This is a genomic window from Claveliimonas bilis, assembly GCF_030296775.1.
GTDB classification, from domain to species: Bacteria; Bacillota; Clostridia; order Lachnospirales; family Lachnospiraceae; genus Claveliimonas; species Claveliimonas bilis.
This window is the reverse complement of sequence record NZ_AP027742.1, coordinates 810,620-830,750: the sequence shown is the minus strand read 5'-3', so window position 1 is coordinate 830,750 and position 20,131 is coordinate 810,620. Positions and strand designations below refer to the sequence as shown.

Below are 20,131 nucleotides of genomic sequence, written 5' to 3'. Positions count from 1 at the left end.
TTACTCCTTTCTCTGCATTTTGCTCAAAAAGCTAGGCATTGCTCTTTTCTGTAATTACAGTCTGGATTCTTGCAATATTTTTTCTTACTTCTTTGATTCTGCTTGTGTTATCCAACTGGTTTGTTGCGTTCTGGAATCTTAAATTGAAGAGCTCCTTTTTAGCAGCTACTAATTCTTCGTTCAGCTCTGCAGCTGATTTTGTTCTTAAATCTTCTACAAATGCATTAATTTTCACTGTTATCACCGCCTTCTAAGTCTGCGCGAGAAACGACTTTACATTTACAAGGTAACTTGTGTGTTGCAAGACGAAGAGCTTCTCTTGCCACTTCTTCCGGAACGCCTGCGATCTCGAACATTACGCGTCCTGGTTTTACAACTGCTACCCAGTATTCTAAGGTACCTTTACCGGAACCCATACGTGTTTCAGCTGGTTTCGTAGTTACTGGTTTATCTGGGAATATTTTGATCCAAACTTTACCGCCACGCTTGATATAACGTGTCATAGCGATACGGGCAGCCTCGATCTGGTTTGATCTGATCCAGCAAGGCTCTGTTGCAACGATACCATATTCACCATATGAAAGTGTGTTTCCACGAAGTGCTTTTCCTTTCATGGAGCCACGGAACTGTTTACGACGTTTTACTCTTTTTGGCATTAACATTATTTATCGCTCCCTTCCTTTGCTGCCTTTTCCGGAAGAACTTCACCTTTGTATACCCATACCTTCACACCAACTTTTCCGTATGTGGTATCAGCTTCGGCGAATCCGTAGTCAATGTCTGCTCTCAGTGTCTGAAGAGGAATAGTTCCCTCGCTGTAGAATTCTGTACGAGCCATATCTGCTCCGCCAAGACGTCCGGATACGGAAGTCTTAACTCCAAGAGCTCCGGCCTTCATTGTTCTGGACATGCAGGATTTCATTGCACGTCTGAAGGAGATACGGTTCTCAAGCTGCTGTGCGATATTCTCTGCTACCAGCTGTGCATCTTTGTCCGGTCTCTTAACTTCTTTGATATCTACAACCAGTTTCTTATCTGTAAACTTAGCAAGTTCTGCTTTTACCTTTTCGATCTCGGAACCGCCCTTACCGATCACAACACCCGGCTTTGCAGTGTAAACGATAATCTTCACACGGTCAGATGCTCTTTCGATCTCGATTCTGGAAATTCCTGCGCTGTATAATCTCTTCTTCAGAAATGTTCTGATTTCATGGTCTTCTACAAGGTAGTCAGCGAAATCTTTTTCAGCATACCATTTAGAGTCCCAATCTTTGATAATGCCGACTCTCAAGCCATGAGGATTTACTTTCTGTCCCATAATGCCCTCCTTATCTTTCATCAAGCACAAGTGTAATATGGCTCATTCTCTTTTCGATCCTGTATGCCCTTCCCTGTGCTCTAGGTCTGATTCTCTTCATTGTTGGTCCTTTATTTGCATAAGCCTCTGCAATATAAAGGTTTTCAGCATTCATTCCGTTGTTGTTCTCAGCGTTTGCGATTGCTGACTCTAATAATTTCTTTATTAAGCTTGAAGCATATCTTGGATTGTATGTCAAAATACCAAGTGCTGTTGTTACATCCTTACCTCTGATGGCATCTAATACGAAACATGCTTTCTGAACAGAAACCCTTGCGTAAGACAACTTTGCTGAAGGTCTTGTGTCCTTGTTAGCATTTCTCTCTCTCTTGATTTGGGATCTATGTCCTTTTGCCATGGATGAACCCTCCTTTCAAATACGTCTTTATTTATCTGACTTTAGATTTCTTATCGTCTTTTCCGTGTCCTCTGTATGTTCTTGTTGCAACAAACTCTCCCAGTTTGTGTCCAACCATATCTTCCGTTACATATACCGGCACATGCTTTCTTCCGTCATGTACAGCGATTGTATGGCCAACCATGCTCGGGAAGATTGTAGAACGGCGAGACCATGTCTTAACAACGGCCTTGTCTCCGGATGCGTTCATTGCATCAATCTTCTTCAGCAGGCTTGCGTCTGCGAATGGTCCTTTTTTAAGTGAACGAGCCATTAGTTCTACCTCCTTGTGAAACTATTTATTTGATTCCTTTACCGTCACGTCTTCTTACGATCAGCTTGTTAGACTGTTTGTTCTTCTTGCGGGTCTTAAGTCCAAGAGCAGGTTTGCCCCAAGGTGTACACGGACCCGGACGTCCGATACCAGTCTTACCTTCACCACCACCGTGCGGATGGTCGTTCGGGTTCATAACAGAACCACGTACTGTCGGGCGGATACCCATGTGACGCTTACGTCCTGCTTTACCGATGTTGATCAGGTTGTGATCTCCGTTTCCTACCACACCGATAGATGCACGGCAGATGATCGGAACCATTCTCATTTCACCAGATGGAAGTCTTAAAGTTGCGTATTTTCCTTCTTTTGCCATCAGCTGTGCACTGTTTCCAGCGGAACGTACCAACTGTCCGCCTTTTCCAGGATACAGCTCAATGTTGTGAATCTGTGTACCAACCGGAATTTCTGAAAGCGGCAGGCAGTTTCCTACTCTTACCTCTGCTTCCGGTCCGTTCATGACTTTCATACCGTCTGTCAATCCCTGCGGTGCCAGGATGTATGCTTTTTCTCCATCCTCGTAGCAGATCAGAGCGATATTTGCAGATCTGTTCGGATCATACTCGATTCCTAATACTGTTGCTGCAACACCATCTTTTCTTCTCTTGAAGTCGATGATTCTATATTTTTTCTTAACTCCGCCTCCGCGGTGTCTTACTGTAATTTTTCCCTGGTTATTACGTCCTGCCTGGCTGCTTTTGGAAACAAGCAGAGACTTTTCTGGAGTTGTTTTTGTGATTTCAGAGAAATCAGATCCAGTCATCTGTCTTCTGGAAGGCGTATATGGGTTATAGGTTTTGATTCCCATGATTGCTTCTCCTTTCAATACTGTTTATTATCACGGTTTCTGTCCGTATGCTTTGTCCCTTCCCCGGCGGGGAATGGACGCCTGTACTGTTTTTGCTTTCAGCAAATTTTACAGTCCCTCAAACAATTCAATATCTGCGCTTTCTTCTGTCAGCTGAACAATCGCTTTCTTTGTCTTAGCGGTTGTACCGAACTGCATGGTTCCGCGCACTCTCTTTTTCTTTCCGCCGTTGTTCATTGTGTTTACGCTTTCTACTTTTGTTCCGGCGAACATTTTCTCAACAGCTTCTTTAATCTGATTTTTTGTAGCATCTGTATGAACAAGGAATGTATATTTCTTCTCGCCCATCAGCTCCATGCTCTTTTCTGTAATTACCGGTTTAAGGATTACATCATAATATTTGATATCAGCCATTATGCGTACACCTCCTCGATTGCAGCAACAGCAGCCTTTGTTGTGATCACTGTGTTGTATTTCAGGATGTCGTACACATTAATTGTATTTGTCTTTGCAGTTTTTACATCAGCAATATTTCTTGCAGAGATCTCTGCATTTACATTTCCATCTTCCAATACGACTAATGCCTTGTTTACATCCAGGTTCTTCAATACGTTTGCAAAATTCTTTGTCTTAAAGTTTTCAAAAGCGATCTCATCGATCACAATGAATTTGTTCTCTGCAACTTTTGCAGACAGAGCAGATTTCAGAGCCGCTCTCTTTTCTTTTTTATTCATTTTGAATGAATAATCTCTCGGTACCGGTGCGAATACAACTCCGCCTCCTGTCCACTGTGGAGCTCTTGTGGATCCCTGTCTTGCATGACCGGTTCCTTTCTGTCTCCATGGTTTTCTTCCGCCGCCGGAAACTTCGGAACGTGTCTTTGCTTTCTGTGTTCCCTGACGTTTATTTGCAAGCTGGCTTACAACCGCCATGTGTACCAGGTGCTCGTTTACTTCCACACCAAATACAGCATCGTTCAGATCGATCGTACCAACTTCTTTACCTTCGATATTGTAAACAGATACGTTTGCCATCTAAGTGTTCCTCCTTCCTCGTAAAACCTAGTTAGCTTTTACTGTCTCTTTAATTGTGACCAGAGATTTCTTTGGTCCCGGTACAGAACCTTTTACTAAAAGAAGGTTCTTATCAGCATCTACGCGTACAACTTCCAGATTCTGGATCGTGATCTTCTTGTTTCCCATCTGTCCAGGCATTTTCTTTCCTTTAAACACCTTGCTCGGATCAGAAGCCGCACCATTGGAACCTGCATGACGATGGAATTTGGAACCGTGTGTCATAGGTCCTCTGTGCTGTCCATGTCTCTTGATAGCACCCTGGAATCCTTTACCTTTGGAGATTGCTGTAGCATCTACTTTATCACCAACCTCAAAGATATCAGCCTTGATTTCCTGTGCCAGTGTATATTCTTCAGCGTTCTCAAACTTGAACTCTCTTACAAATCTCTTGCCGGAAACACCAGCTTTTGCAAAATGTCCCTGCTCTGCTTTTGTCACACCATGGCGATGAACGATTTCTTTCTTACCGCTCTTGTCCTTGTTGATGATCTTATCTTTCTTATCCATGAATCCAACCTGCACTGCGCTGTATCCATCGTTTTCCACTGTCTTAACCTGTGTTACCACGCATGGTCCAGCCTGAAGCACAGTTACCGGTGTCAGAACGCCGTCTTCATTGAAGATCTGTGTCATTCCAACTTTTGTAGCCAAAATAGCTTTCTTCATTATAAATACCTCCTGTGATTTACAGCGGAACGCCTTTTTTTGACGTTCATCCTAAATTTTAGGAATACTGCTTATTTGTTTTTCATTTTGATATCAATATAAACACCAGCCGGCATTTCCAGTCTTGACAGAGCATCTACTGTCTTCTGGGTCGGCGTAATGATATCAATCAGTCTTTTATGAGTTCTCTGCTCAAACTGTTCTCTGGAGTCTTTGTATTTGTGAACAGCTCTAAGGATTGTCACTACTTCCTTCTTTGTCGGAAGCGGTACAGGTCCGCTCACCTTCGCTCCATTTTTCTTTACAGTTTCGATGATTTTCTTTGCGGATGCATCAACAAGCTGATGATCATACGCTTTCAATGTGATTCTCATTACTTGACTTGCCATAAAAAAAGTCGCCTCCTTTTCGTACTTTTTCACTTCAGTACGACAAGCGGTGACTGTACACTCTCCCGTGTGTGTCGTGAGAAACTCACACGTTGTTACTGCATTTCAGCAGCTGTTATAGTAGTTTCGTACAGTGACTTGTCGCCAGTTTCCTAACTTGACATTCGCTCCACGGAAAACCTGCCTGGCTTATGTTTTTGCTTCGGCAGCAACCTCACGCTTCACAGCTATCATGTCACAGCTTTTTCATTATATATGATATATTTCCGGTTTTCAAGTATTTTTTTTATTTTCCTTGTATTTTTTCTCGGTGTCCGTTACTATTTATTATCATAGAAAGCAAACACCTTTATATTTTACACTATATATAATATGAAGCAACAGAAATGAGGAATTTTATGAATATCAAAAGATGGAAGGTTATGCTGGCCGTAGATGATTACGGCAGTTTTACAAGGGCAGGCGAGGTGCTTGGCTATACACAGTCCGGCATAACCCAGATGATGAAAGCATTGGAAAAGGAAGTGGGATTGTCTCTTTTTATCAAGGATAAAAGCGGGACTGCCCTCACCCGGGAAGCACAGTCACTCATTCCAGCCGTACGCGCTCTTTTAAATGCCGACGAAGTCGTACGCCAGGAAATCGCATCTTTGAAAGGTGCCCAGACCGGCACCATTACGATCGGGACTTATCTGAGCTGCTCTATCCACTGGATCCCACGGATCATACAGGCTTTCCAGCGCAGCCATCCCGATATATTGTTCAAAATTACAGAAGGCCTGGAAGGAGAGCTGGCCGACTGGATCCAAGAACGCCGCGTTGACATCGGCTTTCTCAGTTATCAGCCCGGTCACCATTACCATTTTCTCCCTGCTCTGGATGACGAGCTGCTGGCTGTTCTGCCCTCCGGTCATCCCCTGTCCGCTTACGATCCGCTTCCTATAGAAAAGCTGAACGGAGCTCCCTTTGTCATCACAGAGTATGCCCCCGGAAGTGATGTGCACCGCGTCCTGAAAGAACACAACATCAGACCTGACATTCGTTTTGTCTCTATCAACGAATTCTCTGTTCTTTCTATGGTAGAGCAAAATCTCGGTATCACGATCCTTCCAGGACTCTTGCTGCGTGGCCAAAACGGGAACTTTGTAACCCGGCATATCACCCCGGCCGTTTCCCGGCAGCTGGGACTGGCTTACTCTTCTCCCGATGACCTTTCGCCGGCCTGCAGGGCATTTTTAGAATATGCAAAAGATTTTCTGCTGGATGACTGATTTACGCAATCCAGCATATAAAAACTATTTTTCATTATATTTTTTAATGTTTCCATTAGTTTTTTTAATGCTTTTTATTGACTTATACTCCCGGTATCGATATACTAAAGAAGAGGATTAAACTAATGAAGGCGCTCTCACTGTTTGTGACGAGCGCTTTCCTGCTTTTAAATCTTCTCATATCAAGGGGCGGACAATATCGATATACTCATTAGAAAAACACCCCGTAGGAAAGGATGCGTATTTATGAGCAATCAAACAAACTCTGAAACTCGTCAATGGGGCTCCCGCTTCGGTTATCTCATGGTAGCCGCCGGCGCGGCTATCGGCCTGGGAAATATTTGGAGATTTCCGTACCTTGCCTATCAGGGAGGCGGCGGTGTTTTCTTAGTAGTCTACATCATCGTTGTAGCACTGATGGGGCACCCCATGGTAGAGATGGAGACTGCCATAGGGCGCCATACCGGCAAAGATGCCGTTACCGCTTTCCAGCGCATCAACAAAAAGTGGGGAATCGCCGGCTGGATCGCCAATGTCTGTACCCTTATGATAAATATGTATTATGTCGTTGTCGGCGGCTGGGTGGCAAAATACGCTTTCCAATACATAGTCAGCGGAGATTTCGGTTCCGACAAACAGGTTTATTTTGACACTTTCACTTCCTCTACTATCGAACCTTTGATCTGGGCTGCGCTTATCCTTTTATTTGTGTCCATTATGCTGTATTTCGGGATCACAAATACAGTGGAAAAAATCGCCAAAGTTATGATGCCTGTACTTTTCGCCTTACTGATCATCTGCAGCATATGGGCACTGGCTGTAAATGAAAATGCTATCGAAGGAGTAAAATATTATCTTCTTCCTGATTTCAGCAAATTCAGCTTTACTACCTTCGCCCAGGCGGCTACACAAGTTCTCTTCTCAGTCGGAATCGGCTGGGGACTGTATGTAACCCTTGGCGCCAACATTCCAAAAGAGAACAACCTGAAAAGCGACGCGATCATGGTTTCCACTTTTGATACCGCCGCAGCGATCCTGGCAGGATTTGTCGTTGTCCCCTCTGCCTTTTCCGGCGGCGTGGATATCGAATCCGCAGGTCCGAGCCTTGTATTTAATGTAATGACTGATATTTTTGAAAAGCTGCCTGGCGGCAGGATCATCGGCGTATGTTTCTTCCTGGCCATCCTTTTTGCGGTAATTTCCTCTCTGTTCAGCTTCTTCGAAATTTCGATCCGCACCTTTGAGGACAACCGGAAAATGGGACGCCGCAACGCAACAATCCTGACAGCTGTTATCATCGCGATCGGGAACGTCTTTGTTTCCCTGGGATTTGGTCTTTTAAGCAATGTAAAACTTCCATGGTTGGACGCTAACGGCCTGGGAATGCTGGGAATCTATGACTGGCTGGACACCTTCACCGCATATCTCCTGATGCCGATCGGCTGTATTCTGGTATGTGTATTTATCGCTAAAGTCTGGGGATTTAAAAACTACGAAAAAGAAGTAACGAATGACGGAAAATTCGGCCGCGTCACTCTTTACAATAAGATATTGACCGTTGCCGTCGTACCTATCTTCATGATCGTCATTCTCCTTACTGTTTTCGGATTTATCAAATAAACATGGAACCACAGAGAAATCATTGTTCATTTTCTACAATGATTTCTCTCTTTCTATGCTTAAAGTATTGACTTTTTTTTGTCAAAATGGTAAATTAAGTTTACATGGAGATGTCAAATCGGGGTGGCATCTCTGTAAAAGTTATAGTATTTATTTATCTAGAGATTGGAGGAAAATTTTATGTTACTGTTTCTTCAGATTTTATTCGGCGTTCTGGCAGCCGGAACAGGTATCGGACTTATCGTCGATATCGGAAAGAACCGTATGGATGAACTCAAGAACGCTACCGGCAAACAGTGGGCATCCGGTTTCGCTGTAGGTATTATCGCTAACTTCCTTGACACTCTTGGATGTGGTTCCTATGCACCATCCACATTCATGTATAAATTATTTAACCAGATTGATGATATCAACATCCCTGGAACTCTGAATGTTGGTGATACCTTCCCGGTTATCTTCGAGGCATTCATTTTCACAGCTTCTGTAGATGTTGATCCTATGTTCCTTTTGATCATGTATGTATGTGCTGCTGTTGGTTCCTTTGGATTCGCAACAATCGTTACAAAATGGCCTCGTAACAAGATCCGCTGGGCTCTTGGAGTTATAATGATTCCACTTGCAATCATCATGCTTTGCAAAAACACCGGATGGGGACCGTTCGGTATTGTAGGAACTGCTACAACACTGACTGGCTGGCAGTTGATCGTAGCTGCAGGTCTTAACATCCTGTGGGGCGCTCTGATGGATATCGGTTTCGGTCTGTATGCACCTTGTATGGCTACCTGCCTTCTGCTCGGTGTTGATGCAACTGCAGCTTTCCCAGTATTCATGGGATCCTGTGCATGTCTGATGCCGGCTTGCTCTATCGAGTTTATCAAGACCAAACGTTACGATGTTCCTCACACAGTTGGTAACGCAATCGGCGGATGTATCGGTGTATTCATTGCATGGAAACTTGTTACATCTCTTCCGATGTTCTGGCTGATCAACCTGGTTTGTGTTGTTCTTCTGTGGACTTCCTATACACTGATCAGTGCAGCTGTAAAGGACAAAAAAGCGGGAGTTGCTTAAATAAGACAGATAGAACAAGAAGAAATTCTACATATGATCTTTATAAATGGCCATCCCCAGGGACGGCCATTTATATACTAAAAATCTGTGCTCTTTCTTTGTAAAAAGATACCGCTTTTGCAAAGAAAGACTATGAAAATGTATTATAAAAATAGGACTTACAAAATACGGAGAATAAATTATGTTTATCAATGAGTATACAATGGACAGAAAACGTTATGATAAGTGGGCCACTCCAAAATTCTGGAGGCTGCGCACTTTCTATCTGTATCTCGTCCTCTTTGCTGCCGGAGTATTCGGGTGGATCTATTTCGATAAAGTAAACGTTTCCGCAAGATGGCAGACAATCGGCGCTTTCCTGATTTTTGTTGCCGTTTACCGGGGCGTTTTTTTCCATTGGATGCACGCCGACAAAACATTCCGTCTCACCAGGCAGAAATATTTTAATGAGAAAGACTGGTTATGCAAAGTCATTGTCAGAGACAAGGATATTTCTCTTCATATCAACGGGAAACTGAACAACCGGGTAGAATGGTCCGACATCAAAAAACTGGAAGAGGCCAAAACCTATTTCAAGCTGACATCACCCGACGGTGTGGAGGGTGTTATGCTGGACAAGGAATGTTTCACTGAAGGCAATGCCGACAGCTTTAAAGAATGGATGTTAAATGTACATCCCGAAATCGAGCAGGTTCCCATTGCTCCAGCCTTTAATAAGTAACGGTTTTTCTCCGTTTTAAAATCAAAAATCCACTGCATTACAAGAAGTTTGTCCTGCAGTGGATTTATTTTTATATACTTTTTTGCAAAATTATGCAAAATCACACTTTTTAATCTTGACACACAAAAAAACTGGTGCTATATTATAACCATCTTAAACAACAACGAGAGCAAAGGCGGTCTCCCAAAGGGATGAGACTGCTATATTTTTAAAGTAGGGCTGTTTAAGATGATAGCAATGGTTGCTATTGCAGTTAATCCAGGGCCGAACGTTTTCCCCAAGAGCGTTCCTGCCCGGGTAACTACAATTTATATATACTTTTCTCCAACAGGAGATCTTCCCCAGCTTTGTATATATACAAAACTGCAATGCAACGAGGAAAAACCTCTCAATGACATACCAAAAAGAAAGGGCACGACATAAGTTTATGTCGTGCCTTTTCTTTTATGAAGATTTATTCTTCAAGCTGCACGATAATAAAAATCACAGCTATCTCTTTTCTTCCATTTTTCGCATTTTCAGCTTAAGGAGCGCTGTTGCCTTCCTGCAGTCAAGTTCTACTACATTATTTTCTCCAACTACATTTGTCTCAGTTCCATCTGCGCTCTTGTTAATATCCACAATTCCATCCAGATAGTCATTTGTTACAACAAACTGTGCTACCGTTCCGCTGAAATTCAGTCCTGTCACTGCAATCCCGCGGGTCCCCAGCTGCTCACATGTATTTGTAAAATCAACATCGCTGTTTCCCCAGCCATCAGAGGAAATGATAACGCCATCGGCACGCATCGCTTCTGCCCAGACAGCAGTTCTTGTTCCCACCAGCATCTTGTCCTCATTGTCGTCCGGTGTCCCTACAATAATGATTCCCATCAGGTCAAGATCAGTGTCACTGGATACAACGTCCAGCAGTGGATCCCTGAAATGATGAAGAGATGTTTCTTTTGTTGACGGTCCAATACCCATACCATTCACCTCCTACTGCATGGAACGGATAATTCCGTCCCGGTACTCATTTGGCGTAACAAGTATCGGCATATTGCCCATATCAATAATAGAACGTCCGCCTTCTACTCCGGAAGGTTCTTTTGCAAACAAATGAGTATCATACATTGCTCCCTGTCCGGCTACCTGTTTTACAATAAGTACTCTCTTTTTCCCAGGTCTTACTACATCATGATATTCGTGACGCTCCGTACACTTGTCGCCCTTGAATTTTTTCAGCTTATCACGATAAGACTGGATAAATTTATCACATGCTCTGTGTGCTGCCGTCGGGCCCGGACGTTCCTGTCCCATACCCTCTTTCAATGTAACGTCGAAAGAAATAATGTAATCATTATCTCCCGGTGTACCTGCACGATTCAGATAAAGCTGCTCCTTCAGATTTCCTTCTGAAGAACCGAACTCATGAGTCTGCTTTCCGACAGTATCAACCCCTGTCAGCATCACATAGACTCCCGTAATTGTATGTGTAATACCTTCTCCGATCTTCCCTAAAACTTTTGTAGAAATCGGAATGATATCCATGATCGTATTCGTCCATCTGTCGTGGTCGCCCGGTTTGATGATCTGGATATCGATCTTCTCAATATGTTCCTCTTCAGCTACAAGCTGATCGATCATCTCTTTACTGACAGTCATATGTCCATCTACATTAATGTCATTATGCTCGCCCCATTCCACATCTGTCATATGGAATGCCTTGATCACCAGGCGTCTTAAGTCTGTCTCATTTCCTACCATCGTTTCACCTCCAATAGCAGCGCCGATTATAGGCCTGACGCTATTTTTAAAAAGGGCAGATGTATAAATACATCTGCCCACATATTGAATATTATATTGTGCCTGTCATTAATATCAGACCGATATTAGATCTTAGCAACATATTCGTATGGCAGCGGTACGATTGTTCCAGGTGTGGAAATCTTTACTAACTGCTCAAGTGTAGCTTTCACAATCTGTGTCTGCTGTTCTACGTTGTGAGGACCACCCGCATTAGCACCCATAGGTACCAACGGAGCTACCGCACGAGGTGTACCGGTCTGACGAACAACCGGAGGAAGAGCTGCAATAATAATTGTTGGGATTCCAGCTTCTTCAATCGCTCTCTGCACCAATACTGCAGAGCGGTGGCAGGTACCTCATCCAGCTGTGAGGACAACTGCATCTACGTCCTCTTCTTTGAACATCTGTGCGATGGCCGGACCAGTTTCACCTTTGAATTTTTCCTGGTTTCCGCCGCCGCCCATGAATCCTGCATGAACCGGAGCACAAGCTCTGATAAATCCTTCTGCAGCTAATTCGTGGATTCTGTCGATCGGGAACATACAGTTGATGTCTTTGTTAACATCACTGTTGTCGTATCCACCGTGTGAAACCATCAGCTCACTGGATGGTGTTGTGTTCTCTATTTTTCTCCATGTGAAGTCACCAGCAAGATTGAATCTTTCCTGATCTTTCTTATGAACACCAGCAGCTGTTGCAAGAGCGATAGACATATCTTTCAGCTCTTTTGTTACAGGAGTCCATACAGCCGGAGGAGTAATAGGAACGAAAATTTCAGATTGTAAACCTTTAACAACCGTTAAACTCATTTTGAAACCTCCTTATTATCCATTTGCCCGCGCATTTCTTCTTGTTTGCGCCGTTCTTTTTCTATATTGCTGACATATTTCTCATTTATTTCCGGGCCCAGCTGCTCCGGGAAGCTCATGTTCCATCCGACTTCCTGTCCTACTTTGGGTTCAGTGTCGCAGATAAACATCCGCTTCGGGGCTTTTAAGAAACCAAGCCTTCCTTTCAGGTCTACGCTGATGCTGCAATCATCAACATCAACAACGACACCCTCCATGTAAATGATCTTGTCACCATAATGCAAACGTTCGTTATTCATTGAACCGCCTCAGATTAGTCGTATTTTTCCTTACGTTTCTGGCTCATCGGCAGAGACTGCTCGTTTTCAACGAGATCTACTTTCTTGCCGTATGCAGCTTCGATCAGCTCTACGTTTGTAGATTTAACGTTCGGATTCCACTTCTTCTCTGCAGCTTTCACTTCTTCGCCAGCCATAGCTGTCTTCAGCATTGCAAGTGCACGGATTGCATCCTCTTCACAAAGAGTATTGCATCCAAGAACCTCGTTCTCAATACCGGACTCTGATTTGTTGTTGTCAACCATGTAGTTCATGTACTTGTTACCAACAACGAGAGCACCCTGTACTGCACAGTAGGACATACCTACTACCGGGATTCCTCTCATACCGATCTGCTCGATATGGCTTGCAAAGTCGATGTGGTTGTTTCCGAAACCTTCTGTTGTAACGAAAGCTCCGTCAGCATCCATCATCTCTACTGTGTGTCCAACACGTTTGGATACATAGAATTTTTCAGCATTGATCTGTGGGCTTCCTACGAATACAACGCCGCAAAGGTCAACTTCCGGATCATGAAGAGCCTCAAGAACCAATGGCTCTCTCCAGTAATGTCTGGACATCTCTTTAGATGCAGGTCCGATACATGTCAGTGCGTGGATACATCCATCAAGAACTTCCAATGGAGATACACAAACAGGTACGTTTCCTAAGTCAACGTTAGCTCTTGCTCCAAGAACACCAACCGGCTCTACCGGAAGGATGAAGTTGTCATGCATAGCTCCCTGTCCCATGATCTCTTTAACGATAACAACTTTCTTCTTTCCAGGACGGCGAACCTGTTTCAGTTCTTCTGTATCTGCAACAAGGCTGTCATCCAGTTCTTTCATGACTTCACGGATTTCCTGTGTGATGATATCAAAAGCTGTATGTGCAGCCATAGGTCCACGGCGCTCCATGTTTGTCTTTTCCTGAATTACGATGTTACCTTTGATAAAGATCTCGCCTTTATCCGGGCAGCTTGGACGATTCCACATAATGTTCTCATCCAGGTATCCTTCAGATGATCCGAATTCACCGATCTGAACTCCGCCTTCATCTGTACCTGTCAGCATCATAACAACGCCGTCCAGAACTCTTGTCACACCTGTTCCAAGGTCAGAATCGCCTTCTTTTGTAGCGATCGGCTGAACATCCATAATTGTCTCAGAATATGTGTGATATTTGTCAGGAGTAATGATCTCCAGATGGAAATCTTTTACAAGTTCCTGATCTGCGATAACATCTGCTTCGATTCCTTCACGGATGTAAAGAGTTGTTCCTTCGATCTTTGTCTCCGGTCCTCTCTTAACCTCTGTGATTGTGTAATGTTTTCTTGTCAGGCTTCTAACAACCTTCTCTTCTTCAGCTGCTGCCGGTGCTGCGCCTGCAACTGCTGCTTCTGCGCCTGCCGGTACCGGTACAGCTGCTGCTCCGCCTGCTCCAAGAGCTCCTACCGGGATCTCAAGATCAATGTCTTTTCCTTCTCCGATATGGATTTTTAATGTTCCTCCTGCTACCGGTGCTGCTGCAACTGGTGCTGCAGGTGCAGGTGCTGCTGCTTCCTCTTCTGGTTCTTCCTCTGCTGCCGGTGCTGTCGGAGCTTTTGCTCCCTCTACCTTATCAGCAGTAAGTGGGCAAAGAGAATCGCATGTTTCTTTCAATTTTGCACCTAAAACTTCTTCGATGGTCAGGCAACCATCCAGGTTCAATAATCCTGAATCTACAAGATCGTCAAAGATTGCCGGATCTTCCAGATTAGCTGGTTCGATTGTAATGCCGCCTTCGGCTCTGCAACACAATACCGCAGGATCATGAGCATGTTCTTTAGCTGTTTCAGCTGTGATTGACATATTGTTTTCCCTCCTTGTTTTTGTTACTTCTGAATCTCTCTTTTAAATTCAGAGAATAATCCAGATTGTTCCATCCGCGCATTGCACGGACAAAGGTGTATATATACAACCGCCGGCAGAGAAAATACCTCTCAATCTTTTCATAAGCCTGTGAAAGAATCGGGGGTCTTCCACAGACCCTGCCCGCGGCAGTAATACCTGTACTTCTTAAAAATCTTTAAAAATCAATCTCCTGGCTTACCTCTTTGGAAATCTTCAGGGTTCTGTAAAGAGGATGTCCGATTGTTCTCATTACATGGTCAGTCTGATGGAATACTTTCAGACCCATCTTAGGTGCTGACGCCATAACGGTGTTGGAACAGTCAGAGCAGTTACCAATAATAATATATTCACAATTATCCTTTTTAAACTGCAGGTTGTTCTTTACCTGTCCAGGACAGTTGCCTGGTCTTAAGCACTTCAGCGGTGCACCCGGTTTGTTTTCAATTGCCTGTTTACATTTGCATACAGATACAACGTTTCCGTTCATCTTGGCAGCGATCTCACGCATACGCTCTTCGCTTCCGCCGCATGCACAGACAAGGATTCCCACATTTGCACCGTGAAGATCCGGAAATTCTCCTGTTACCAGGATTCCTCCTGTTGTCTTTGTAGTAGGTGCATCCAGATCTGTAGATTTACCTGTGAATGCTCCTCCCATAATGATCTCTCCATATACACCGTCAATACCGCCGGCTTTTTCGATCATCTCTCCTACGCTGACACCGATCGGCACATCCATGAATACATGAGCTCCATTTCCGCCGTTCAGTTTTCCACGTACTGTCATATTCTTGCTGATGCAAGGTTTTCTTTCATCAATAGCCTCTGCAACCTTTGCTGCTGTTTCAAGATTTACAACAACAGATCTTGCAGCGGAAGGAAGCTGTGTTGTTGTTAAGTTTACGCCAAGGCACTCTCTTACAACTGCACGTTCCTCTCCCATTGGGTAGATGTCTGCAAGCATATGAATGGAAATATCCGGTTCGCTCTTTAAAGCTGCATCCAAAATCTTGATCGCGTTGTGGTGTTTCTTCTTAATTGCAAAGATTGCTTTATCTGCATGTGTAATCTCCATACAGTATTTTACGCCGCGGATCACTTTGTCCGTCTGCTGTTCCAGCTGCTGGATATTATGTTCCAGTCCCGGCTCACACTCTGCAGCATTTACCAAAATATAGCTGTGCTCCAGTTTAAAATCTGCCGGAAGCTCCGGATTGATCTCCGGATCCAGTTCAGCCATCGGTGTTTCTGCCAGGTTAATGTTCAGTTTTACGCCTGTCGGGAATCCAGCTCCGCCCATTCCCACAATTCCGGCCTCTTTTACCATTTCCAGTTTTGTTCCTTCCTTGATAGGAACAAATTCATCTTTCTGCTCATCATCTGGTTTGATGATGATGCTGTCAGCTGTCACTTCTTCTACCACACCGTAAACACTGGAAAAAATGTTTGCCCCAAGTCCAGTCGGAGTAGCGATGAGAGTACCTTTTTCCACCTTGTCCCCAGCTTTTACGATTGCTTCACAAGGTGCTCCTACATGCTGACGCAATAAAATCTGTACGTTTCCCATGACATTCTTCTCCTTTTTTCTTTTTTAAGCAAAAACAGATTGGATTCCACCAATTCTATTTACTTACCTTTTCATTTCAAAAAGCAGAAACTGATAGTTTTTATCTATAAATTCTCAAATCAAAATTCTGCGATATTTTTAACAGAATATTGTTATTTTTCTGGCGGAGGCATGTGGGAATCGAACCCACCCAGGACGCTCCTAACGCCCAACACTGGTTTTGAAGACCAGGGGGCACACCAGTCACCCAACTACCCCCATATTCACTTTCGCGCCACTTAACAATAGCACAGGTTTCTCTATAATTCAAGCCTTTTTTGAACACTTTTATATTATCAAAAAAACATTGACTTTTCAAGGCTTTTACTCCATAATAGTTAATATAAACTGAACGGCATACTAGACGAGGGACTAGAATACGGTCTAATCGTTAATTTTATGTCATTTTTATGTCTTTTTCTGTATAAGACACAACGGGAACATGGGGATTTCCGGCGTGTTTTTATAAAAACTTATAGATTCTCTCTATAAGAAGAAAAACATTTATATTTTAAGGAGGTATTAGATATGGAGTTAAAAGCTAACGTTAACTTCGATCGCTTCGAGGGCCAGCTTCAGGTTGTTGATGCCCACACAGAGGGAGAGTTCTGCCGTATCGTATATGGTGGTTTCCCGGAGCCGGAAGGCAACACAATGATTGAAAAGAAAAAATGGATGGAGAAAAATTATGACGATGTTCGTACTGCTCTTATGTTTGAGCCAAGAGGACATCATGATATGTTCGGAGCTTTCCTGTGCAAACCTGTAAATCCGGAAGCTTCCTTCGGCGTTATGTTCATGGATACAGGCGGATACCTGAACATGTGCGGACATTGTACAATCGGTGCTGTAACAGTAGCTATCGAGGCTGGATTCGTTGAATCTCACGAAGGCGAAAACGAAGTTGTTCTGGAAGCTCCTGCAGGACTGATCCGTACAACTGCAGTTGTAAAAGACGGAAAAGTTGAAAGTGTTACACTTACAAACGTACCGGCTTTCGTTTACAAAGAAAACCAGAAAGTTACCATCGACGGAAAAGAGATCGAATTTACAATTTCCTTCGGCGGAAGCTTCTTCGCACTGGTTGACACAACAAAACTTGATATTGGGGAAATCAATGCAAAATCCGTTCCGGCATACACAGCTCTCGGAATGAAAATGTTGGATGAAATCAACAAAACAATCCCTGTTAAGCACCCAGAGCTTGACATCGACACAGTAGACCTTGTTGAATTTTATGGTCCGACACCAAATCCGGACAAAGCAAACTTGAGAAACGTTGTTATCTTCGGTGATGCTATGGCTGACCGTTCACCATGTGGAACAGGTACAAGTGCTAAACTTGCTACTCTTCATCACTGGGGAGAGATCAAAGTCGGAGAAGAGTTCGTTTACGAAAGCTTTATGGGAAGCCTCTTCAAAGGACGCATCAAAGAAACAACAAAAGTTGGCGATTTCGATGCTGTTATCCCAATGATCACAGGAAGCGCATACCTGACAGGTGTTGCTACATACCTGATCGACCCAACAGATCCGTTGAAATACGGCTTCCAGGTTGGATAATTACTTCCGGCTTTATTGGAAAGTTAAAAAAGAGCGGTTCATCACCGCTCTTTTTTATTCATCTAAAATGTAACCAACAGTACACTCGCGGAGCAGATTTATGTATTCTGCCGTCATGTTGAAGGGAATGAAAAAAGTGGCCAAAAAAAGACAGTCAACAAAAAGCCGTATTGTAAAAGCAGCGTGGAACCTTTTTTACAAAAACGGCTATGACAATACTACTGTAGAGGAAATCATCAATGCGTCAAAAACTTCAAAAGGGACTTTCTACCACTATTTCAAAGGAAAAGAAGCCCTTTTGAATACTCTGTCCAATCTTTTTGACCAGAAATACGAAGAGCTTTCCAACGTGATAGATCCTGATTTGTCCGCATATGATAAGCTTCTCTTTCTAAACCACGAACTGTTTTACATGATCGAAACAAGTGTAGATATTCATCTCCTGGCCTATTTGTATTCTTCGCAGCTGATCACAAAGGACAAGAAATCTCTGTCCGACAAAAAACGGTTTTATTTCCGATGGGTAACCGAAATCATTCAGGAAGGTCTGGACAATAAGGAGTTTGCCCCCAATTCTACTGCCGAAGAGCTGATGAATATCTATGCCATGTATGAGCGGGCTTTGCTGTATGACTGGTCTCTTTTCAAAGGGAAATTTTCCCTGACCAAATACAGCGACCGTCTTTTGCCTCATGTACTCGACAATTTCAAAACCGGAATATAACGTCAATGCGCACGGACGATCACGGTCAGTAAACAAAAGAGCTGACAGGAGGGCACTGCAAAACTGCAGCCTTCCTGTCAGCTCTTTTGTTTACACCATACATTCATGCAGTTCTTCTTCTTCTATCCCTGCCGCCTTCATGACAGAACGAATCTCTTCTCTGTCTTCAAGTGCCGCACACCATGACAGACCGCACCCGGCCGATATGGCTCTTGGAACCGGAATCAGGCGTCCGGGAGCGCCGGAATCTTTACATGCTTTTTCCATTGCCATAGCATCTGCTGTTGTATGAAATGTTACAATTAGCTTTAATTCTTTTTTTCTCATCTTATTCAATCACTACTTCAAAGCATCCGTCCTTCTCTGTGGATACCGCTTTTTTCCCGTGATCCTTTGCAAACTTTTCCACATTCATTTTCTGATGTGGTTCTGACACCAGGACTTTCACAGGGCCTGACGCATTTTTCAGCGCTTCTGCTGTCAGCATCAAAGGTTCCGGACAGGAAAGACCTCTTGCATCTACTTCCTTCATTTTTTTACCTTCCTTTTCAGAATATCATATTTTTTATACTTTTCCAACTATTTTCCGGCCTCACGTTTATTTGTAAAAGCAATCACAAAACATATTACAATACAGATAATACATGCTACTTTTCCTGCCGGTGTTACGGCACCTGCAACGATCTCGTTCGTTTCTGCATTGAGAGCGGTTCCACTGGAAGCAAGTCCAAGATTATGGCAAAGAGCCGCTCCGAAGAAAAGACCCAGTACAGTTACGGCCGCATCTGATGATCCCTGGCCTGCAAGAATCAGCTGGCGAAGCGGGCAGCCTCCTGCAAGAACTGCTGCAAATCCCACCGCATACATTCCCAGAATATTCCAGATATGCTCTGAATGAGCCACGATTCCCGGTGTGTCAAATGCAGGTACGAAATTTCCTGTAGCCACATTATAGATAAGCATAACAACAAATAAACCGATGATCACTGTCAGCAGATCAAAATTCTTCATCAGAACTACGTCTCTTATACTTCCCGCAAAACACATTCTTGATTTCTGTGCAAACGCGCCGAAGATCAGACCTCCGATCAGAGAAATAATGATAGGCGCATGCATGCTTCCCGGTCCGCTTGTGCTGGACTTCAGAAGGGTTGTGCACACTGCAAGAAGCAGGATACCAACCATGATAGCCGGCATTACAACACCGCTTGATTTCTGTGTCTCATGAGCGCGCCCAAGGCTGAATCCTTTCTTCAGGGCAAACGCTCCGGTAGAAACGCCCAGTATAAAACCGATCAGAGCCACCCAGGCATTTAAATCGCCTGCAGACATACGGATAACCATACGAAGCGGACACCCTAAAAAGATCAGGGAACCGATCATAATAACAATCCCCAACACAAAACGGATCATTGGAGAAGATCCTGCTGTAGAGCGATACTCCTTTGTTGCTACGGAAATGATAAACGCTCCTAATACAATTCCTATAATTTCAGGCCGTGCATACTGCACCACCTCTGCCTGGTGCATTCCCAATGCGCCAGCGGTATCCCGGACAAAGCAGGCAATACAGATTGCCATATTAGCCGGATTTCCAAAGTACGCCAGACATGCTGCTACAAGTCCGCACACCACGCCGGCAAGCGCCAGCTTTTTCTTTGAATCTGACAAATTCATTGTGTGTTCCTCCTTTACTCTCTTCCTTCGCAAATGATCAAAAGA

26 protein-coding genes and 1 tRNA gene are annotated in these 20,131 nt (G+C 43.8%); 6 read left to right on the top strand and 21 right to left on the bottom strand.

Features of this window, described 5'->3' with window-relative positions:
* Positions 1-31: 31 nt before the first annotated feature.
* From rpmC to rpsJ, 10 genes are all read right to left on the bottom strand, one after another.
* Positions 32-235 (bottom strand): 50S ribosomal protein L29, encoded by a 204-nt coding sequence (gene rpmC, locus R2J37_RS03940; RefSeq protein ID WP_076780560.1) that lies wholly within the window; start codon positions 233-235, stop codon positions 32-34.
* Positions 225-662 carry a 50S ribosomal protein L16 gene (gene rplP, locus R2J37_RS03935; protein WP_087174182.1) on the bottom strand — a complete coding sequence of 146 codons (438 nt, stop codon included), beginning with the start codon at positions 660-662 and terminating at the stop codon, positions 225-227. Before rplP ends, rpmC begins: the two co-directional genes overlap by 11 nt.
* A complete protein-coding gene (rpsC, locus tag R2J37_RS03930; RefSeq protein WP_230106998.1) occupies positions 662-1,318 on the bottom strand; it encodes a 30S ribosomal protein S3 in 657 nt (218 codons plus the stop codon). The genes rplP and rpsC overlap by 1 nt, the downstream gene beginning before the upstream one ends.
* A gap of 10 nt (positions 1,319-1,328) precedes the next feature.
* Positions 1,329-1,715 (bottom strand): 50S ribosomal protein L22, encoded by a 387-nt coding sequence (gene rplV / locus R2J37_RS03925; RefSeq protein WP_004607294.1) that lies wholly within the window; start codon positions 1,713-1,715, stop codon positions 1,329-1,331.
* Positions 1,716-1,746: 31 nt separating this feature from the next.
* Entirely contained in the window at positions 1,747-2,028 is a 282-nt protein-coding gene (gene rpsS, locus R2J37_RS03920; protein WP_230106999.1) for a 30S ribosomal protein S19, read from the bottom strand.
* Positions 2,029-2,053: 25 nt separating this feature from the next.
* Positions 2,054-2,896: a 50S ribosomal protein L2 gene (gene rplB, locus R2J37_RS03915; protein WP_230107000.1), complete on the bottom strand. Its 843-nt coding sequence runs from the start codon at positions 2,894-2,896 to the stop codon at positions 2,054-2,056.
* A gap of 108 nt (positions 2,897-3,004) precedes the next feature.
* Positions 3,005-3,310 carry a 50S ribosomal protein L23 gene (gene rplW / locus R2J37_RS03910; protein ID WP_230107001.1) on the bottom strand — a complete coding sequence of 102 codons (306 nt, stop codon included), beginning with the start codon at positions 3,308-3,310 and terminating at the stop codon, positions 3,005-3,007.
* A complete protein-coding gene (gene rplD / locus R2J37_RS03905; RefSeq protein ID WP_230107002.1) occupies positions 3,310-3,930 on the bottom strand; it encodes a 50S ribosomal protein L4 in 621 nt (206 codons plus the stop codon). The genes rplW and rplD overlap by 1 nt, the downstream gene beginning before the upstream one ends.
* Before the next feature lie 27 nt (positions 3,931-3,957).
* Positions 3,958-4,638, bottom strand: a complete 681-nt coding sequence (gene rplC, locus R2J37_RS03900; protein WP_230107003.1) for a 50S ribosomal protein L3 — start codon at positions 4,636-4,638, stop codon at positions 3,958-3,960.
* Between the two features lie 71 nt (positions 4,639-4,709).
* Complete coding sequence (gene rpsJ, locus R2J37_RS03895) at positions 4,710-5,027, bottom strand: 30S ribosomal protein S10 (RefSeq protein WP_033124771.1); 318 nt, start codon at positions 5,025-5,027, stop codon at positions 4,710-4,712.
* Positions 5,028-5,425: 398 nt separating this feature from the next.
* Here rpsJ and R2J37_RS03890 point away from each other — a divergent pair, with 398 nt between their 5' ends.
* The 4 genes from R2J37_RS03890 to R2J37_RS03875 all read left to right on the top strand — a co-directional run bounded on the left by R2J37_RS03890 (position 5,426) and on the right by R2J37_RS03875 (position 9,710).
* Entirely contained in the window at positions 5,426-6,298 is an 873-nt protein-coding gene (locus R2J37_RS03890) for a LysR family transcriptional regulator (protein ID WP_230107004.1), read from the top strand.
* A gap of 246 nt (positions 6,299-6,544) precedes the next feature.
* A complete protein-coding gene (locus R2J37_RS03885) occupies positions 6,545-7,918 on the top strand; it encodes a sodium-dependent transporter (protein ID WP_316266266.1) in 1,374 nt (457 codons plus the stop codon).
* A gap of 180 nt (positions 7,919-8,098) precedes the next feature.
* Positions 8,099-8,989 carry a permease gene (locus R2J37_RS03880; RefSeq protein ID WP_316266265.1) on the top strand — a complete coding sequence of 297 codons (891 nt, stop codon included), beginning with the start codon at positions 8,099-8,101 and terminating at the stop codon, positions 8,987-8,989.
* A 181-nt stretch (positions 8,990-9,170) separates the two neighbouring features.
* Positions 9,171-9,710, top strand: a complete 540-nt coding sequence (locus R2J37_RS03875; RefSeq protein ID WP_230107007.1) for a YcxB family protein — start codon at positions 9,171-9,173, stop codon at positions 9,708-9,710.
* Positions 9,711-10,199: 489 nt separating this feature from the next.
* Here the strand turns inward: R2J37_RS03875 and R2J37_RS03870 are convergent, their stop codons facing one another.
* The 8 genes from R2J37_RS03870 to R2J37_RS03840 form a co-directional block, all read right to left on the bottom strand.
* The gene (locus tag R2J37_RS03870) at positions 10,200-10,676 is read right to left on the bottom strand and encodes a glycine/sarcosine/betaine reductase component B subunit (protein WP_230107008.1); all 477 of its coding nucleotides are present in this window, start codon (positions 10,674-10,676) and stop codon (positions 10,200-10,202) included.
* Positions 10,677-10,688: 12 nt separating this feature from the next.
* On the bottom strand, positions 10,689-11,456 hold the full coding sequence (gene prdD / locus R2J37_RS03865; RefSeq protein ID WP_230107009.1) for a proline reductase cluster protein PrdD: 768 nt from the start codon (positions 11,454-11,456) through the stop codon (positions 10,689-10,691).
* Positions 11,457-11,581: 125 nt separating this feature from the next.
* On the bottom strand, positions 11,582-11,827 hold the full coding sequence (locus R2J37_RS15315) for a hypothetical protein (protein WP_465220971.1): 246 nt from the start codon (positions 11,825-11,827) through the stop codon (positions 11,582-11,584).
* 27 nt (positions 11,828-11,854) lie between these two features.
* A complete protein-coding gene (locus R2J37_RS15310; protein WP_465221517.1) occupies positions 11,855-12,307 on the bottom strand; it encodes a glycine/sarcosine/betaine reductase selenoprotein B family protein in 453 nt (150 codons plus the stop codon).
* A complete protein-coding gene (locus R2J37_RS03855; RefSeq protein WP_230107011.1) occupies positions 12,304-12,606 on the bottom strand; it encodes a CBO2463/CBO2479 domain-containing protein in 303 nt (100 codons plus the stop codon). The genes R2J37_RS15310 and R2J37_RS03855 overlap by 4 nt, the downstream gene beginning before the upstream one ends.
* A 14-nt stretch (positions 12,607-12,620) precedes the next feature.
* Positions 12,621-14,474 (bottom strand): D-proline reductase (dithiol) proprotein PrdA, encoded by a 1,854-nt coding sequence (gene prdA, locus R2J37_RS03850; protein WP_316266264.1) that lies wholly within the window; start codon positions 14,472-14,474, stop codon positions 12,621-12,623.
* A gap of 217 nt (positions 14,475-14,691) precedes the next feature.
* Positions 14,692-16,083 (bottom strand): proline reductase-associated electron transfer protein PrdC, encoded by a 1,392-nt coding sequence (prdC, locus tag R2J37_RS03845; protein ID WP_316266263.1) that lies wholly within the window; start codon positions 16,081-16,083, stop codon positions 14,692-14,694.
* Positions 16,084-16,244: 161 nt separating this feature from the next.
* Positions 16,245-16,342 (bottom strand) — tRNA-Sec (locus tag R2J37_RS03840).
* 308 nt (positions 16,343-16,650) lie between these two features.
* Between R2J37_RS03840 and R2J37_RS03835 the strand changes: the two genes are divergently transcribed.
* Positions 16,651-17,685, top strand: a complete 1,035-nt coding sequence (locus R2J37_RS03835) for a proline racemase family protein (protein ID WP_316266262.1) — start codon at positions 16,651-16,653, stop codon at positions 17,683-17,685.
* 136 nt (positions 17,686-17,821) lie between these two features.
* Complete coding sequence (locus R2J37_RS03830; protein ID WP_230107015.1) at positions 17,822-18,409, top strand: TetR/AcrR family transcriptional regulator; 588 nt, start codon at positions 17,822-17,824, stop codon at positions 18,407-18,409.
* A 90-nt stretch (positions 18,410-18,499) separates the two neighbouring features.
* On the opposite strand, the gene R2J37_RS03825 is transcribed toward R2J37_RS03830, so the two are convergent.
* From R2J37_RS03825 to yedE, 3 genes are read right to left on the bottom strand one after another with little or no spacing between them, the layout of a single operon-like run.
* Entirely contained in the window at positions 18,500-18,736 is a 237-nt protein-coding gene (locus tag R2J37_RS03825; RefSeq protein ID WP_230107016.1) for a putative Se/S carrier protein, read from the bottom strand.
* A 1-nt stretch (position 18,737) separates the two neighbouring features.
* The gene (locus R2J37_RS03820; protein ID WP_230107017.1) at positions 18,738-18,941 is read right to left on the bottom strand and encodes a sulfurtransferase TusA family protein; all 204 of its coding nucleotides are present in this window, start codon (positions 18,939-18,941) and stop codon (positions 18,738-18,740) included.
* A 47-nt stretch (positions 18,942-18,988) separates the two neighbouring features.
* Positions 18,989-20,086 carry a YedE family putative selenium transporter gene (yedE, locus tag R2J37_RS03815; protein WP_256194852.1) on the bottom strand — a complete coding sequence of 366 codons (1,098 nt, stop codon included), beginning with the start codon at positions 20,084-20,086 and terminating at the stop codon, positions 18,989-18,991.
* Between the last annotated feature and the right edge of the window lie 45 nt (positions 20,087-20,131).